Raw genomic sequence first — 16,300 nt, 5'->3', positions numbered from 1 at the left:
TTGTCCCGCGATGTCGCGGTCGAAATCGCCCGGATATCCTCCGGTTGAATCCCCCCCAAAAAGCCGAAGGGGTTAGCCCTTTCGAGCTAACCCCTTTGTCTTGGTGGAGCCAGACGGGATCGAACCGTCGACCTCTACAATGCCATTGTAGCGCTCTCCCAGCTGAGCTATGGCCCCGAAACTTGGTGCTGGCGGCCGCGAGGTATAATTTGCGATCCGCCTGCTGGCAACTGTTGCAGATCTATCGGTCGCCCTCGCCCTTGTCGTCCTCGACTTCGACTTCGACCTCGATGTCCTCGGCCTCGTCGGCCAGATCGTCCGTATCCTCCAGGGCATCGTCATCGGCCTCGAGGTCGGCACCGTCCTCGTCGATCGCGCCGTCCTCCACCTTCTTGTTCTTGGCAAGGGCGAGCTTGGCTGCTGCGGCTGCGGCCGCAGCGGTGGCGGCAGTGGCAGCCGCGGAGGCGCGACCGCGCCGCACCTTCACGAAGTCCTCCCGGTCATGCTCCCGGCCGCACTTGGGGCATTTGATCGGACTCTTGTTCAGGTCATAGAAGCGCGCTGCACAATTCTGGCAGGTACGCTTGGTGCCCCAGGACGCCTTGACCACACTGGTTCTCCCGGAAAATTTCGCTGTGAAGGGCCGTACAGCCGCGAGGGAGCGCGTATGTCACGCGTCTTTCACCCTGTCAAAACCAAATTCGGGCATGGTAGGAGGGCGCCGCGCCGCATTCGGGAGTTCATTTGGCCGCCTCTGCTGCCCCCTCCAGGCTGATTGCCCATCCCGTGCGGCGACTGAGCGGCCGTGTGCGCGCCCCGGGCGACAAGTCCGTGTCGCATCGCGCGCTCATGTTGGGTGCGATGGCGCTTGGCGAGACCACCATCACCGGCCTGCTGACCGGCGAGGACGTGCTGCGGACGGCCGCCGCCGTGCGCGCACTCGGCGCGCAGGTTGTCGAGCAGGACGATGTGTGGCGTGTGCGCGGATTCGGCGTCGGCGGGGGCCAGGAACCGGCCGACATGCTCGATCTCGGCAACTCCGGCACTTCCGCGCGCCTGCTCGCGGGCATCCTGGCCAGCCATCGCTTCACCTCCTTCATGACTGGCGACGGCTCGTTGCGCCGCCGGCCGATGCAGCGCGTGATGGAGCCGCTCCGCCGCATGGGCGCGCGCTTCGAGGCACGCGAGGGCGGCCGCATGCCGCTGGCCATCGTCGGCACCGACGAGATGGTGCCCATCGACTACATGCTGCCGGTCGCCTCGGCACAGGTGAAGAGCTGCATCCTGCTCGCCGGCCTCAACGCGGCGGGCGAGACGACCGTGATCGAGCCCGAGGCGACGCGCGACCACACCGAGCGGATGTTGCGCCACTTCGGCGCCGAGGTGCGTGTGGCACCGGTCGAAGGTGGCCGCGGCAAGCGCATCACGGTGGTCGGCTGGCCGGAACTCAAGGCACGTGACATTGCGGTGCCGGGCGATCCCTCGTCGGCAGCCTTTGCCGTCGTCGCCGCCTGCGTGAAGCCCGGCAGCGACCTGTTGGTTGAGAATGTCGGGGTGAATCCCTTGCGCGCCGGCCTCTATATGACTCTGAAGGAAATGGGTGCCGACATCACCTTCGAGAACGAACGCGAGGTCGGCGGCGAGCCGGTGGCCGACTTGCATGTCAGGGGCGCGGTGCTGAAAGGCGTCGACGTGCCGCCGGATCGCGCGCCGACGATGATCGACGAGTATCCGATCCTTGCCGTGGCGGCGGCCTGCGCCGAGGGCACGACACGCATGCTGGGCCTGGCCGAATTGCGCACCAAGGAGAGCGATCGCCTCTCGAGCGTCGCCGCCGGCCTTGCCGCCAACGGCGTGCGTCATGAGATGGGCGCCGACTTCTTGATCGTGGATGGCGACGGCAGGGCGCCGAGCGGTGGCGGACTGGTGAAGACGCACCTCGATCACCGCATCGCCATGTCTTTCCTCATGCTGGGCGTCGTGTCACGTGAGCCCGTCGCGGTCGATGACGGCTCGCCGATCGACACGTCTTTCCCGGGCTTTGCGGCCCTGATGAACGGGCTCGGCGCCAGGATCGAGTCCGGTTCATGAGTCTTGTGCTGGGGGCGCGCCACTCCAGTGGCGCGATCATGCGACTGGCGATACACCGACATGACGCGCCACTGGAGTGGCGCACCTCCAGCGCATGACTCGCCTCGTCATCGCGGTCGATGGGCCCGCCGCGTCGGGCAAGGGCACGATCGCCAAGCGGCTCGCCGCCCACTTCGGGCTGCCCCATCTCGATACCGGCCTGCTCTATCGGGCGGTCGGCTGGCGCTCTCTTCAGACCGGGGAAAGCCCTGCCGAGGTTGCGGCCAGGCTCGGTCCCGCCGATCTCGACGACCCCGCGCTTCGTAGCGACGAAGCCGGGCAGCAGGCCTCGAAAGTGGGTGCAATCCCCGAGGTCCGGACCAACCTCTTGAAATTCCAGAGGGAATTCTCATCTCAACCGACGGGCGCGGTGCTTGACGGCCGCGATATTGGCACGGTCATCTGCCCCGACGCCCCGGTGAAACTCTTTGTCACCGCCTCTACCGAGGTTCGTGCCGAAAGGCGGTATCGGGAGTTGCGGGCGCAAGGGGTGGACACTATAAAACCGCGCGTTCTTGCCGAGATGGCGGAGCGGGACCGTCGCGACAGCGAACGGGCGGCTGCACCTTTGAGAGCCGCACCCGATGCCTGGCTTCTCGATACCAGCGACATGGATGCCGACGCGGCCCTTGCGGCCGCCGTGGCGTTCATCGAGCGCAAGGGCTTTCGGGCCGCCGGGCCTTAAGTCGCCGCCGGCAGCCTGAAGACATTCAGCGGCGATTGCGCGCGGATTGCGGTCCGTTCGTGGAGTTTCAAGGCATTGGATCCGCCGGACTTAACCGGTTGGCCGACGGGCGGCAGCGTTTCGCCCGGGATCGATGAAGGAAGAGGTCTTTAATGGCTAAGGGCAGCGCCCTGCGTAAGAATCCCAGCGATGCCGCAAGTGCGGAATTCGCTGCGCTCCTCGACGAATCGCTCGGCGGTTCGGCGAGCTTCGAAGGCACCGTGGTCAAGGGGACCATCGTGCGCATCGCCAACGATTTCGTCGTCGTCGATGTCGGGCTCAAGTCGGAAGGCCGCGTCGCCCTCCGGGAATTCGCAAACGGCGGCGGGTCGCCGGAAGTCAAGGAAGGCGACGTCGTCGATATCTTCGTCGACCGCATGGAGAACAAGGAAGGCGAGGCCGTCCTGTCGCGCGACAAGGCGCGTCGCGAGGAAGCCTGGACCGTCCTCGAGAAGGCTTTCACCGACCAGGAGCGTGTCATGGGCACGATCTTCGGCCGAGTGAAGGGCGGCTTCACGGTCGACCTGTCGGGCGCCGTGGCCTTTCTGCCGGGTAGCCAGGTGGATGTCCGCCCGGTGCGCGACGTCGGCCCGCTGATGGGCCAGGCCCAGCAGTTCGCCATCCTCAAGATGGACCGCCGCCGCGGCAACATCGTCGTGTCGCGCCGCGCCGTGATGGAGGAGACCCGCGCCGAGGACCGTACACGGCTGATGGGTGCGCTGTCCGAGGGCCAGATCCTCGACGGCGTGGTCAAGAACATCACCGACTACGGCGCGTTCGTCGATCTCGGCGGCGTCGATGGCCTCTTGCATGTCACCGACATCGCCTGGAAGCGCATCAACCATCCGTCGGAAGCCCTCACCATCGGCCAGAGCGTCAAGGTGCAGGTCATCCGCTTCAATCCCGACACGCAGCGCATCTCGCTCGGCATGAAGCAGCTGATGAGCGATCCGTGGGACGGTGCCGGCGCCAAGTATCCGGTGGGGCTGAAGCTCAAGGGCAGGGTCACCAACATCACCGACTACGGCGCCTTCGTGGAGCTGGAGCCGGGCGTCGAGGGTCTGGTCCACGTCTCCGAGATGAGCTGGACCAAGAAGAACGTGCACCCCGGCAAGATCGTCGCGACTTCGCAGGAGGTCGAAGTGATGGTGCTGGATGTCGACATGTCCAAGCGCCGCATCTCGCTCGGCCTGAAGCAGTGCATGGCCAACCCGTGGGAGAGCTTCGCCGAGCAGTATCCGGCAGGCACCGAGCTGGAGGGCGAAGTCCGCAACATCACCGAGTTCGGCCTGTTCGTCGGCCTGCCCGGCGACATCGACGGCATGGTGCATCTCTCCGACCTGAGCTGGGACAAGGCCGGCGACGAGGCGATCCGCGACTTCAAGAAGGGCGACCAGGTCAAGGTCAAGGTTCTCGACGTCGACATGGACAAGGAGCGCATCTCGCTCGGCATCAAGCAGCTCGCCAACGATCCGTTCGAGAACGTCGGCATCGTCGCGAAGAAGGGCGACGTCGTCACCGTCATCGTGGCCGGCATCCAGGACAACGGCATCGACGTCACCGTGCAGGACGGCATCCCGGGCTTCATCCGCAAGTCCGAGCTCAGCCGCGACCGCTCCGAGCAGCGTCCCGATCGTTATGCGGTGGGCGACAAGCTCGACGCCAAGATCACCAACATCGACAAGGCCTCGCGCCGGGTCGTGCTGTCGGTCAAGGCGCGCGAGCTGGACGAGGAGAAGAAGGCGATGGCCGACTTCGGCTCGTCCGACTCCGGTGCCAGCCTGGGCGATATCCTCGGTGCAGCGCTCAGCCGCGCCCAGCGGCGGGACGAGGAAGAGACCAAGTAAGTCGCGCTTCGCGACCGAATCGGAGGGCCGGCCCGCAAGGACCGGCCCTTTCCTTTTTGATTCAAGGGGTTAGTTGAAGGAGGCGGGTTATTGCGCTATTGTTGCGCCAATGACCAAGTCGGAGCTGATTGCCCGCCTGGCGGCCAAGAATCCTCATCTCTATCAAAGGGATGTGGAGCGTATCGTCGCCACGGTCTTCGATGAGATCTCCAAGGCCTTGGCTGGCGGCGATCGGGTCGAATTGCGGGGGTTTGGAGCATTTTCGGTCAAGAAGCGTGACCCACGCACCGGCCGCAATCCGCGTACGGGAGAGCAGGTGGCCGTCGCCTCCAAACGCGTGCCCTATTTCAAGACGGGCAAGGATCTGCGCGACCGACTGAACCGGGAAGCTGCGCGCGCCGCCGGCCTCGCTCCTGCCGAGCCGGAAGCCGACAGCCAGAAATAATCAGTGCTGGCTCGATATGAGCTCGATGGGGGCGCCGGAAGGAGCGAGGCTCCGCGCGTGCGGCGAGAGCCCGACGGCAAGGGCCGCCACGACCAGCATCACCGGAGCCAAGGCGGGGAAAGATGAGGTCCGCATGACTCTCGCAACACCACCTGAGGCAAAAGGTGTCACCGCGATTTGATCCCGCTCGCGGGACAGCACCGCGCTGTGCCATGCTCGGACGCAAATGAAATATCTGTCGCGCGCCTTCTTCCTGCTCTTCCTGCTGGTTGGTGTGCTGATCGCCGTCAGCAATACCGAGGCGGTGCAGCTCGCGCTGTGGCCGTTGCCGCACGTCGTCGTCCTGCCGCTGTACCTGCTGGTGATCGCCCTGCTGCTGCTGGGCGTGCTGGCGGGGCTGGTGTTGGGCTGGTGGGCCGGTCGCCGTCATCGCCGCCGGGCCCGTGAGCGGCAGGACGAGGTGGCGCGGCTGGAGAGGGAAGTGGCCAGCCTGCGCGCGGACCTGGCTGCTGCCAGACCCACACCGACGCCGGTCCAGCCTGCGCCGCGCGAGCAGCGCGCGATCGAGCGCCAGAGTGCCTTGGTGGCGCCCGAGCCCTTCAAGCAATGAGGATGCTGTCGGCCGGCGAGGTCGATGGTGCGCTCGACGACATCGCGCTGATCGACCGCCTCGAGGCGATGTTCAAGGCTGGTTGCGAGACGCCGCTGCGCCATCATCATGCACTGCCGGAGGGCACGCTGCTCCTGATGCCGGCGTGGACCGCCCGGCATATCGGGATCAAGCTCGTGACGGTCTTCCCGGGCAACGCTCGGCGCTCGCTGCCGTCGGTGCTGGGCCACTACATGTTGCTCGATGGCCGCACGGGACAGACCGTGGCGCTGCTCGACGGCACGATGCTGACCAAGCGGCGCACTGCCTGCGCCTCGGGCCTGGCCGCGCGCTATCTCGCGCCCGAATCGGCGACCCGCCTGCTGATGATCGGCGCCGGTGCCTTGGCGCCGCATCTGATCCGCGTCCACGCCAAGGTGCGGCCGATCCGCGAAGTGGCGATCTGGGGCCGGCGGCCGGAGTCGGCCGAGGCGCTGGCGCGGGAGCTCTCTGCCTCCCTGCCGGCTTCGCTCGACCGTCCGGTTACGGTGCGTGCTGTCACCGACCGTAAGGCGGCGGTGGCCGAGGCCGACATCATCTCCTGCGCCACACTCTCGAAGGAGCCGCTGGTCGAAGGCGACTGGCTGCGCGATGGCCAGCATGTCGACTTGGTCGGCGCCTATACGCCCGAGATGCGCGAGAGCGACGATAGGGCGGTGTGGCGGGCGCGGGTCTATGTCGACACCCGCGCCGGCGCGTTGAAGGAAGGCGGCGACATCGTCCAGCCGCTGCGCAACGGCACGATCGACGAGGACGACGTGATCGCCGACCTGTTCGAGCTGGCGCGCGGCCAGCAGACCGGCCGCCTGCCCGGCGATGCCGCCAGCATCACTCTCTTCAAGTCGGTCGGCACGGCGCTCGAGGACCTTGCGGCGGCAGAGCTGGCGGTAGAGAAGGCGTAGTTGCGTGTCATGCTCTTCCGGACCGCGAGCCTCTGGCTCGCTCATGATTGAGCGCATTCACATGCGTATATGAGCGAGCCAGAGGCTCGCGGTCCGGAAGAGATGAGAAGACATCTACGCCGGCTCGATCAGTGCCCCCGCCTGCTTCAGCGCCTCGATCTCCGCCGCATCGATCCCGGCTTCCGCCAGTACGGCGCGTGAATCGGCACCCATAAGCGGCGCCATCGTGCGGATCTCGGGGGGCGTGCGGCTCATCCGCATCGGCGGCTCGACCATCAGCACCTCGCCTTCGCTGGGATGCGGGTATTTCCTGAAAAGCTGGCGCCATACCAGGTGTGGGTCGTCGAACAGGTCGGCCGGTCTGGAGACCGGCGCGTTCGGTATCTGCGCCTTGTCGAGCAGCGCGACCCATTCGGCCGTGGTCTTCGACGGCGTCAGCGCCTCGACCATGGCGTACATGTCGTTGATATGCAGCGAACGCGCGTTGAGCGTCGCGTAACGCGGGTCCTGCAGCACCTCCGGCCGGCCGATCAGCTCGAAGAAGTTCCGCCAGTGCTTGTCGTTGTAGGGCAGGATCGCCATCCAGCCGTCCAGGGTGCGGAACGGCTTTCGAGTCTTGGCCAGCAGGCGCGTGTAGCCGACGTCGCCCTCGTCGCTGAACGTGCGCTCCCACATATGCTCGACCATCAGCCAGGCGGTCATAGTCTCGAACATCGGCACCTCGACGAACTGCCCCTCGCCGGTGCGCTGGCGATGCATCAGCGCCGACAGCGTCGAAAAGGCGAAGGTGAGGCCGCACGTCTTGTCGGCGAGGATGGTCGGCGGATAGCGCGGCACGTCGTCACCGGCGGCGCGGCCCATCAGGTCGGCGATGCCGAAGCGTGCCTGGATTGCGTCGTCGTACGCAGGCAGTTTCCCGTAAGGACCGTCTGCCGAGAAGCCGTAGGCGCCGACATAGACGATGTCGGGCTTCACCTTGCGGATCTCCTCGTAGCCCAACCCGAGCGCCTCGATCGCCTGCGGCCGCAGCGCATGCACAAAGGCATCGGCGGTCTTCACCACTTCGAGCAGCGCCGACTTCGCGCGCGGGTTCTTGAGGTCGAGGCAGAGCGAACGCTTGTTGCGATTGACGTAGAGGTAACACGGACCCATGCCCGGCGTGTGCGCGGGCTTGCCGATGTGACGCACCGCGTCGCCTTCGGGCGCCTCGACCTTGATGACCTCCGCGCCCTGGTCGGCGAGCAGCATCGTGCCGTACGGCCCGAGGATGACGTTGGTGAGATCGACGATGCGAATGCCGCTCAATGCGCCGGCCATGAAGTCTCCTTGTGTGAAGCCGGACTGTATCAGGGGACCGCGCTGCCTTCCCATCGCGAACGAGTCAAGAGCCTGTGCAATCGGCGGTTATGCGAAGAACACAATGTCGCCGTTGTGCGCCGCGCACAGCCGGTGTAGCGAAGGTGCGGAACGCGCGGGGGGCGATGCGCAACGTCGCAAAGAAGCAGGTCGAGCCGAAGGCTGCACCAAATGCGCCACGGTCGTACCGCATCGAAGAGCAGGTCGGCTACCTGCTGCGCCGGGCACATCAACGCGCTTCCTCGATTTTCCAGGCCACGATCGGCGATCCGAACATCACGCCGACCCAGTACTCCAGCATGGTGAAGCTGCACGAGTACACCGAGCTGTCGCAGAACCTGCTCGGCCGGCTCGTCGGCATGGACAAGGCGACGATGCAGGGCGTGGTGCGCCGGCTCCGGGATCGCGGTCTCGTCGATTCGCGGCCCGATCCCGGCGACGCGCGCCGTACCTTGCTCAGCCTCACGCTCGACGGCCAGAAGCTCGTCGCGAAGCTGCTGATGAACGGGCCTGCGGTGTCGCGTGAGACGCTGAAGCCGCTCACCGGCGCCGAGCAGCGCCAGCTCATTGAACTGCTGTCCCGGATCATTTGAGACGGGACTTCGATTCCGGCCTCGCTTACACTGGGTGCAGATTGTACGTACACGAACGATATGCCGGACTATCTTCGTCCCACGAGCCTGGATGAGGCGCTGCAGGCGCTGGCGCGCCCCTGGACCGTGTTGGCCGGGGGCACCGACTTCTATCCGGCGCGAGTCGGCCGGGCGATCGACGAGAACGTCCTCGATATCGGCGGCATTGCGGTCCTGCGTGGCATCAGCGCCGCGACGGACGGCTGGCGGCTCGGCGCGACGACGACATGGTCGGAACTGGTCGAAGCCGAACTGCCGCCGCTGTTCGACGGATTGAAGCAGGCGGCGCGCGAGGTTGGCGGCCGCCAGATTCAAAATACCGGGACGATCGCGGGAAATCTGTGCAACGCCTCGCCCGCGGCTGACGGCGTGCCGCCGCTCCTGGCCCTCGACGCGGAGGTCGAGCTGGCGGGACGGGCCGGATCGCGGCGCCTGCCGTTGACCTCCTTCATCACGGGCAATCGGCGCACCATGCTGGCGCCGGGCGAGCTGCTGGTCGCCATCCATGTTCCCAGACCTGCACGCGATGCGTGCAGCGCCTTCCTCAAGCTCGGCGCGCGGCGCTACCTCGTCATTTCCATCGCCATGGCGGCGGCAACGCTCGAAATCGAGGACGATCGGGTCGCTGCTGCACGCATCGCCGTCGGCGCCTGCTCGGCGGTGGCCCAGCGGCTGCCGGCGCTGGAAGCGGCGCTTGCGGGTGCGGCGGTCGATTCCCTCGCCGCGTGCGTCGAGGCTTCGCAGCTCGTGCCGCTGTCGCCGATAGACGATGTGCGGGGCAGCGCCGGCTATCGGCTGGATGCGGTGGTGACGCTGCTGCGCCGCCTGCTCGCGGGTTTTGCCTCGTGAAGATCGCCTTCACGCTGAACGGCCAGGCCACGCACTGGAGCGGTTCGCCGGTCACGCGCCTGGCCGCCGCGTTGCGCGACGATCTCGGTCTTACCGGCACAAAGGTCGGCTGCGACGCCGGCGACTGCGGCGCCTGCACGGTGCGGCTCGACGGCCGGCAGGTCTGCTCCTGCCTGGTGGCGATGGGCCAGATGGGCGGCCGGAGGGTCGAGACGGTCGAGAGCCTGGCCGGCGCCGACGGCAGGCTCGCGGCGCTGCAGAAGTCGTTCCTCGACCACGGCGCGGCGCAGTGCGGCATCTGCACCCCCGGGATGCTGATGGCCGCGCAGGACGTGCTGGGCAACGGCCATACTCCGAGCCGCGCGGAGATCGAGGATGCGCTGGGCGGCGTGCTCTGCCGCTGCACTGGCTACAGCAAGATCGTCGACGCGGTGATGGCTTGTATGCCGAGCGGCGACCTTGCCCCGCCCGCTGGTGCTGCCGTCGGGGCGCGCCTGCCACGGCTCGACGGGGTGGCCAAGGTCACGGGTCGAGACCGGTTCGGCGCCGATGCCGTTCCGGCCGACGCGCTTTGGATCCGGGTCGTGCGTTCGCCCCATGCCCGTGCGCGGTTCATCGTCGGCGATCTGGCGCCGCTGCGCGCGCGTCTTGCGGCGGTGCTGACGGCGGCCGACGTGCCGTTCAACGGCTACGGCATCTATCCCGACATCAAGGACCAGCCGGTGCTGGCCGACGGCCTCGTGCGCTATCGCGGCGAAGCGGTGCTGGCGCTCGTCGGTGCGCGCGCCGACGTGCTGGCAATCCGCGACCGCGAGATCCCGATCGACTGGACCCCCGAGCTGCCGCTTTACGGGATCGACGCCGCCACCGCGCCCGGTGCGCCGCTGGTCCAGGCCGACAGGCCGAACAACCTGCTGCTCGACGGCGGCGTGAAGCACGGCATCGTCGACGCCTTCGCCAGCTGTGCCGCCGTCGCCGAAGGCACCTTCGAGACCGCCTTCGTCGAGCACGCCTATATCGAGCCCGAGGCCGGCTGGGCGCGGCGGGTCGGCGACCGCATCGAGATCCACGCCTCGACCCAGACGCCCTACATGGACCGAGACGAGATCGCGAGCGTCATGCGGCTCGAGCCCGCCGCCGTGCGCATCGTGCCGACCGCGTGCGGCGGCGGCTTCGGCGGCAAGCTCGATCTGTCGGTACAGCCGCTGATCGCAGTCGCCGCGTGGAAGCTCGGCCGGCCGGTCGCGCTGGTCTATTCGCGGCCCGAGAGCATGGCCGCCTCGACCAAGCGGCACCCGGCGCGAGTGAAGGCGAGGTTCGGCTGCGATGCGGGCGGCAAGCTGGTGGCTTGCGACGTGCATGCGACCTTCGATACCGGCGCCTACGCCTCGTGGGGACCGACCGTGGCCAACCGCGTCCCCGTCCATGCGATGGGTCCCTATGCCATGCCCAACGTCCGCACCTGGGGCGAGGCCTTCTTCACCAACGGTCCGCCGGCCGGCGCCTTTCGCGGCTTCGGGGTGCCGCAGGCCGCCATCGCGCACGAGGCGATGATGGATGCGCTGGCCGACAAGCTCGGCCTCGACCGGCTGGAGTTCCGCCATCGCAATGCCTTGCGCGCCGGAGATGTGACGGCGTGCGGCCAGAAGCTCGAGCACTCGGCGGGCCTCACGCAATGCCTCGAAGCCCTGCGGCCACACTGGCAGAAGGCGCAGCAGGAGATTGCCGCGTTCAACGTCAAGGGCGGTCCGCGCCGGCGCGGTGTCGGCGTGGGCTGCATGTGGTACGGCATTGGCAACACCTCGATGTCGAATCCGTCGCGCATGAAGATCGGGCTGGCCGCAGACGGCACGCTGACGCTGTTTAGCGGCGCGCTCGACATCGGCCAGGGCAGCAACACGATCATGACCCAGATCGCCGCCGATGCCCTCGGCCTGCCGGTCGCGCAGTTCACCCTGGTCACCGGCGACACCGACCTCACCGCCGACGCGGGTAAGACCTCGGCTTCGCGCCAGACCTTCGTCTCGGGCCGGGCCGCCGAAGGCGCCGGCCGCGACCTGCGCCAGCAGATCCTGCGTCTCGCCAATGCCGGGCCCGATGCCGCGCTGTCGCTCGCCGGCGCGGCGCTGACGGTGCGCGACGGCGCCGAGGTGCGCACGCTCGACCTCGCCAGGATCGGGCCATTGATGGGCGAGGGCACCTTCGATCCGCCGACCACGCCGCTCGACGCGGACGGGCAGGGCGTGCCCTACGCGACCTATGCCTTTGCCGCGCAGATTGCCATCGTCGAGGTCGACACCGAGCTCGGCACGGTGAAGGTGCTGCGCATGGTGGCCGCGCACGATGTCGGAAAGGCGATCAACCCGACCCTGGTCGAAGGACAGATCGAGGGCGGCATCGCGCAGGGCCTCGGCCTCGCGCTGATGGAGGAGTACCTGCCTGGCCGCACCGAGAACCTGCACGACTATCTGATCCCGACCATTGGCGACGTGCCCGAAATCGAGTGCCTCCTGATCGAGGACCGCGAGCCGCTCGGCCCGTCCGGCGCCAAGGGCGTCGGCGAGCCGGGATTGGTGCCGACGGCCCCGGCAATCCTGGGCGCCATCCACCACGCGACGGGTGTGCGCGTGCATCGCGTGCCGGTGCTGCCCCATCGCCTGCGCGAAGCCATCCTGGCGCGAGGAGCAACGCCATGAGCGACGAGCTGACGCTGAGCGAGGCCGAACGTATCGCGGGTATCGTCCGTTGCGACGCCTGCCCGGTGCTGTGCCGGATCCGTCCGGGCCGCGCCGGCGCCTGCGACCGCTATGCCAACGAGAACGGCGCGCTGGTGCGGGTCGATCCGCTGGTGCTGCTGGCCAGGCCCGATCTCGCGCGGGTCGCCTTCGTCGAAGGCGGCGAGGCCTGGTCGGGCGAGCTCGGCAAGGGCGAGGGCGCGTTCGTCACCGGCATCGGCGCGACCACGACCTATCCCGACTACAAGCCCGCGCCGTTCATCGTCTCGTCGAAGCATGATGGCGTCGACATGGTCACGGTCGTGACCGAGGGCATCTTCAGCTACTGCGGCGTGAAGGTGAAGATCGACACCGACCGCTATCTCGGGCCCGAGCAGGCGGCGGTGCGGGTCAAGGGCGAGGCGATCGGGCACGTGACCACGGCCGAATACGGCTCGCAGATGCTGTCGCTCGGCGGCGTGCATCACCTGACCGGCGGCAGCAAGAAGGAGGGCGTCGTCACCTGCGATGCGCTCCTGGCGCTGTGCAACAAGGAAGCGGTGGAACTGGCGATCGACGGCGGCTCGACCGTCGTGGTGCAGGCCGACCGGCCGCCGGTGGTGAACGGCGTCGCCGAGGAGCGCATGCGGGTCGGCTGCGGCTCGGCGGCGATCGGCATGTTCGCGCCGCAATGGAAGGACCATGTCGACGAGGTGATCGTGGTCGACGATCACATCACCGGCGTGCTGAGCGAGCATCAGGGCGGCCGTTTCCTCGACATGAAGCCCGCCGGCATCCGCGTGCGCGGCCGCAAGTCGACGCCCGGCCGCTATTTCCAGGTGGCCGAGCCCGGGCTGGGCTGGGGAGGGACGGATGTCAGCGATCCGCTGGAGATCATCGAGAGGATCGATCCCAAGCAGGCCTGGCCGGGCCTGAAGTTGCTGATGGTCTCGACCACCGGCGAGCATTCGGCATGGTTCGAGCTCGACCGGGACCTCAAGCCTCAGCCGGCAGCGATGCCGTCAGCGGTGCAGAGGGTGGTCGAGCGTATCGCCGAGAATTGCGAGCCGGCGCTGTGCACCGTGCTGTTCATGGCCGGCGCCGGCGGTTCGCTGCGCGCGGGCGTGACGGAAAACCCCGTGCGCCTGACGCGCTCGGTGCGCGACACGCTGACCAGGGTCACGCTCGGCGGCGTGCCGGCCTTCATCTGGCCGGGCGGCGGCATCACCCTCATGGTCGATGTCGCGAAGATGCCGGAGAAGTCGTTCGGCTACGTGCCGACGCCGGCGCTGGTCGCGCCGATCGAGTTCACCCTGCGCGCCATGGATTATGCCGCCCTCGGCGGCTACGCCTCGCGCGCCGTCACGCTCGAGGATGTGGTGCGCGCCCACAAGGTGCGGCTCGGATGATCGCCGCCCCCTTGCCCGATGGCCGCCTGCACCTGCAGCACGGCCCGATCGACCTCATCATCGAGGCGTTCGGCGCGCGCGACGAGGTCGAGCGCGCCTACCAACAGGCCATCGACCGCTTCGGCGACATCCTGCCGACACTTGTCCACGAGCTACCCATCCTGCGGCGCGAGGTCGGTGACGCCGATCCGCTGCTGCAGGGCCCGGTCGCACGACGCATGGCCGAAGCGGTGCGGCCGCATCGAGCCGTCTTCATCACGCCGATGGCCGCCGTCGCCGGCGCCGTCGCCGACGAGATGATGCAGGCGATGCTGGCCGGCCGCACGCTCGACAAGGCCTACGTCAACAACGGCGGCGACATCGCGATCCATCTCGCGCCGGGCCACAGCCTGCGCGCCGGCATCTTCGCCCAGGCGCTCGACGGCGCGGTGACCCTGATGCACGACCGCCCGGTGCGCGGCATCGCCACCTCCGGGCGCGGTGGCCGCTCCTTCTCGCTCGGCATTGCCGACTCCGCGACCGTCCTTGCGACGACCGCTGCCGCGGCCGACGCCGCGGCGACCCTGATTGCCAACGCCGTGAACATCGATCACCCGTCGATCGAACGCCGCCCGGCCCGCGACCTCGATCCCGACAGCGACCTGCGGGATCTCCCGGTCACGGTCGCCGTCGGCGCCCTCCCTCAGCCGCTCATCGAAGAGGCCCTCGACCGCGGCCTCGCCGAAGCGCGACGGCTGCGGCTGTGTGGCCTGATCGACAGCGCGGCACTTTCCTTGCAGAGCTATTGGCGGATCGAGGCGCCACGCTGGGAGCGCGGCTCTCCAGAGCCGCTCAAGGGTATGGCAAACCGAAGAATGAGCGGCTCTGGAGAGCCGCGCTCCCAGCAAGCATGACAGCTTCTCCGGGCAACTAGACGCACAGTGGGAGACAGACGGAGATGAGCGATCCTTTGAAATCGGCGATGGAGGCGATGGACGACTACATCGCCGGGCTCAATCACGGCGACGAGCGGGCGGTCAACGATGCCTGCAACTTCCCGCATGTCCGGCTGGCCGGCGGCAAGGTCGTCGTCTGGAACGATCACGGCGACTACAAGCTCGGCGATTTCGTCGCCCGCGCCGGCGACGGCTGGCATCACAGCACCTGGGACGAGCGTACGCCGATCCACGTCGGCAAGGACAAGGTCCATCTCAAGGTGAAGTTCAGCCGCTGGCGCAAGGACGGCTCGCTGCTGAGCACCTTCGAGACGATCTACATCGTGACCCTGCAGGACGGACACTGGGGAATCCAAGCCCGCTCTTCTTTTGCCTCGTAAGACGGTGCTAGGCTCCGCACACGGGGTGTTCAACGCTTTTCGGAGGGGGAATTCATGCTGACCCGCAACCGTCTGCTCGCCGGCGTCTCGGCCATCGTCGCTGCATCGCTTGCGCTGCCGGCCGCCGCGCAGGACACGATCAAGATCGGCGAGCTCAACAGCTACAAGATTTTCGCCGCCTTCCTCGAACCCTACAAGAAAGGCTGGGAGCTCGCGGTCGAGGAGGTCAATGCCGCCGGCGGCGTGCTGGGCAAGAAGGTCGAGATCGTGAGCCGCGACGACAACGGCAATCCGGCCGACGCGGTGCGCGCCGCCGAGGAGTTGCTGAGCCGCGAGAAGGTCGCCTTCCTGATCGGCACCTTTCCGTCGAATGTCGGTCTCGCCGTCGCCGACTTCGCCAAGCAGCGCAAGACGCTGTTCATCGCCGCCGAGCCGCTGACCGACAAGATCGTCTGGGACGCGGGCAACGCGTATACCTTCCGCCTGCGCGCCTCCACCTACATGCAGACGGCGATGCTCATCCCCGACGCCGCCAAGCTCAAGAAGAAGCGCTGGGCGGTCGTCTATCCCAATTACGAGTACGGCCAGTCGGCGACGGCGGCGTTCAAGAAGCTCCTGAAGGAGAAGCAGCCCGATGTCGAGTTCGTTGCCGAGCAGGCGTCGCCGCTGGGCAAGATCGATGCGGGCGCCGTGGCGCAGGCGCTCGCGGACGCCAAGCCCGATGCGATATTTTCCTCGCTGTTCGGCCCCGACCTCGCGAAGTTCGTGCGAGAGGGCACCCAGCGAGGCCTCTTCAAGGGTGTCGAGGTGTTCAACCTGCTGGCCGGCGAGCCGGAATATCTCGATCCGCTCAAGGAGGAGACGCCCGACGGCTGGTACGTCACCGGCTATCCGTGGAGCGAGATCAAGACGCCCGAGCATGCGAAGTTCCTTGCCGCCTACCAGGCGAAGTTCAAGGACTATCCGCGCTTGGGCTCGATCGTCGGCTACTCGACCGTGATGTCGGCCGTGGCCGCCATCAGGAAGGCGGGCTCACTCGACCAGGACAAGCTGATCGCGGCGATGGCCGGCCTGACCCATTCGACGCCGTTCGGCGAGATCACCTATCGCCCGCTCGACCATCAGTCGACGATGGGCGCCTATGTCGGCCGGCTCGGCGTCAAGGACGGCAAGGGCTACATGAAGGACTGGCGCTTCGTCGACGGCAAGGACGCCCTGCCGAGCGATGAAGAAGTCAAGAAGATGCGGCCGGCTAACTGAGGGCAAGGGTATCGGTGTCATTCCGAACGAAGTGAGGAATCTATGCTGTGGCCCCATAGATCCCTCGC

At 67.5% G+C, this 16,300-nt stretch carries 15 protein-coding genes and 1 tRNA gene; 13 read left to right on the top strand and 3 right to left on the bottom strand.

The genetic code is table 11. From position 1 onward, the window contains the following. Positions 1-101: 101 nt before the first annotated feature. Together ACQY8M_RS02450 and ACQY8M_RS02445 are read right to left on the bottom strand one after the other, a co-directional pair. A tRNA-Ala gene (locus ACQY8M_RS02450) sits at positions 102-177 on the bottom strand. 64 nt (positions 178-241) lie between these two features. After that, entirely contained in the window at positions 242-610 is a 369-nt protein-coding gene (locus tag ACQY8M_RS02445) for a TIGR02300 family protein (RefSeq protein WP_428668897.1), read from the bottom strand. A gap of 134 nt (positions 611-744) precedes the next feature. Here ACQY8M_RS02445 and aroA point away from each other — a divergent pair, with 134 nt between their 5' ends. The 6 genes from aroA to ACQY8M_RS02415 all read left to right on the top strand — a co-directional run bounded on the left by aroA (position 745) and on the right by ACQY8M_RS02415 (position 6,697). Continuing rightward, a complete protein-coding gene (aroA, locus tag ACQY8M_RS02440) occupies positions 745-2,091 on the top strand; it encodes a 3-phosphoshikimate 1-carboxyvinyltransferase (RefSeq protein WP_428668896.1) in 1,347 nt (448 codons plus the stop codon). A gap of 94 nt (positions 2,092-2,185) precedes the next feature. After that, positions 2,186-2,815, top strand: coding sequence for a (d)CMP kinase (locus tag ACQY8M_RS02435; protein ID WP_428668895.1), 630 nt, complete (start codon positions 2,186-2,188; stop codon positions 2,813-2,815). Between the two features lie 152 nt (positions 2,816-2,967). Beyond that, positions 2,968-4,701 carry a 30S ribosomal protein S1 gene (gene rpsA, locus ACQY8M_RS02430; RefSeq protein WP_428668894.1) on the top strand — a complete coding sequence of 578 codons (1,734 nt, stop codon included), beginning with the start codon at positions 2,968-2,970 and terminating at the stop codon, positions 4,699-4,701. 109 nt (positions 4,702-4,810) lie between these two features. Further along, complete coding sequence (gene ihfB / locus ACQY8M_RS02425; RefSeq protein ID WP_428668893.1) at positions 4,811-5,146, top strand: integration host factor subunit beta; 336 nt, start codon at positions 4,811-4,813, stop codon at positions 5,144-5,146. A 226-nt stretch (positions 5,147-5,372) separates the two neighbouring features. Further along, a complete protein-coding gene (locus ACQY8M_RS02420) occupies positions 5,373-5,756 on the top strand; it encodes a lipopolysaccharide assembly protein LapA domain-containing protein (RefSeq protein ID WP_428668892.1) in 384 nt (127 codons plus the stop codon). After that, positions 5,753-6,697, top strand: coding sequence for an ornithine cyclodeaminase family protein (locus tag ACQY8M_RS02415; RefSeq protein ID WP_428668891.1), 945 nt, complete (start codon positions 5,753-5,755; stop codon positions 6,695-6,697). The genes ACQY8M_RS02420 and ACQY8M_RS02415 overlap by 4 nt, the downstream gene beginning before the upstream one ends. 114 nt (positions 6,698-6,811) lie before the next feature. Here the strand turns inward: ACQY8M_RS02415 and ACQY8M_RS02410 are convergent, their stop codons facing one another. Next, on the bottom strand, positions 6,812-8,014 hold the full coding sequence (locus tag ACQY8M_RS02410; protein ID WP_428668890.1) for a CaiB/BaiF CoA transferase family protein: 1,203 nt from the start codon (positions 8,012-8,014) through the stop codon (positions 6,812-6,814). Positions 8,015-8,178: 164 nt separating this feature from the next. Here ACQY8M_RS02410 and ACQY8M_RS02405 point away from each other — a divergent pair, with 164 nt between their 5' ends. The 7 genes from ACQY8M_RS02405 to ACQY8M_RS02375 are packed head-to-tail and all read left to right on the top strand — an operon-like array spanning position 8,179 to position 16,232. Further along, positions 8,179-8,646, top strand: coding sequence for a MarR family winged helix-turn-helix transcriptional regulator (locus ACQY8M_RS02405; protein WP_428668889.1), 468 nt, complete (start codon positions 8,179-8,181; stop codon positions 8,644-8,646). Between the two features lie 60 nt (positions 8,647-8,706). Then, positions 8,707-9,534: an FAD binding domain-containing protein gene (locus ACQY8M_RS02400; RefSeq protein WP_428668888.1), complete on the top strand. Its 828-nt coding sequence runs from the start codon at positions 8,707-8,709 to the stop codon at positions 9,532-9,534. Next, positions 9,531-12,230 carry a molybdopterin-dependent oxidoreductase gene (locus ACQY8M_RS02395; RefSeq protein WP_428668887.1) on the top strand — a complete coding sequence of 900 codons (2,700 nt, stop codon included), beginning with the start codon at positions 9,531-9,533 and terminating at the stop codon, positions 12,228-12,230. Before ACQY8M_RS02400 ends, ACQY8M_RS02395 begins: the two co-directional genes overlap by 4 nt. Beyond that, a complete protein-coding gene (locus ACQY8M_RS02390) occupies positions 12,227-13,657 on the top strand; it encodes a 6-hydroxynicotinate reductase (RefSeq protein ID WP_428668886.1) in 1,431 nt (476 codons plus the stop codon). Before ACQY8M_RS02395 ends, ACQY8M_RS02390 begins: the two co-directional genes overlap by 4 nt. Next, positions 13,654-14,550, top strand: coding sequence for a UPF0280 family protein (locus ACQY8M_RS02385; protein ID WP_428668885.1), 897 nt, complete (start codon positions 13,654-13,656; stop codon positions 14,548-14,550). Before ACQY8M_RS02390 ends, ACQY8M_RS02385 begins: the two co-directional genes overlap by 4 nt. A gap of 44 nt (positions 14,551-14,594) precedes the next feature. Further along, on the top strand, positions 14,595-14,972 hold the full coding sequence (locus ACQY8M_RS02380; RefSeq protein WP_428668884.1) for a hypothetical protein: 378 nt from the start codon (positions 14,595-14,597) through the stop codon (positions 14,970-14,972). A gap of 54 nt (positions 14,973-15,026) precedes the next feature. Further along, positions 15,027-16,232 carry an ABC transporter substrate-binding protein gene (locus tag ACQY8M_RS02375; protein ID WP_428668883.1) on the top strand — a complete coding sequence of 402 codons (1,206 nt, stop codon included), beginning with the start codon at positions 15,027-15,029 and terminating at the stop codon, positions 16,230-16,232. Positions 16,233-16,300 lie beyond the last annotated feature (68 nt).

Source organism: Reyranella sp. (assembly GCF_965279465.1).
Taxonomy (GTDB): Bacteria; Pseudomonadota; Alphaproteobacteria; order Reyranellales; family Reyranellaceae; genus Reyranella.
This window is presented reverse-complemented; position numbering and strand designations above follow the sequence as displayed.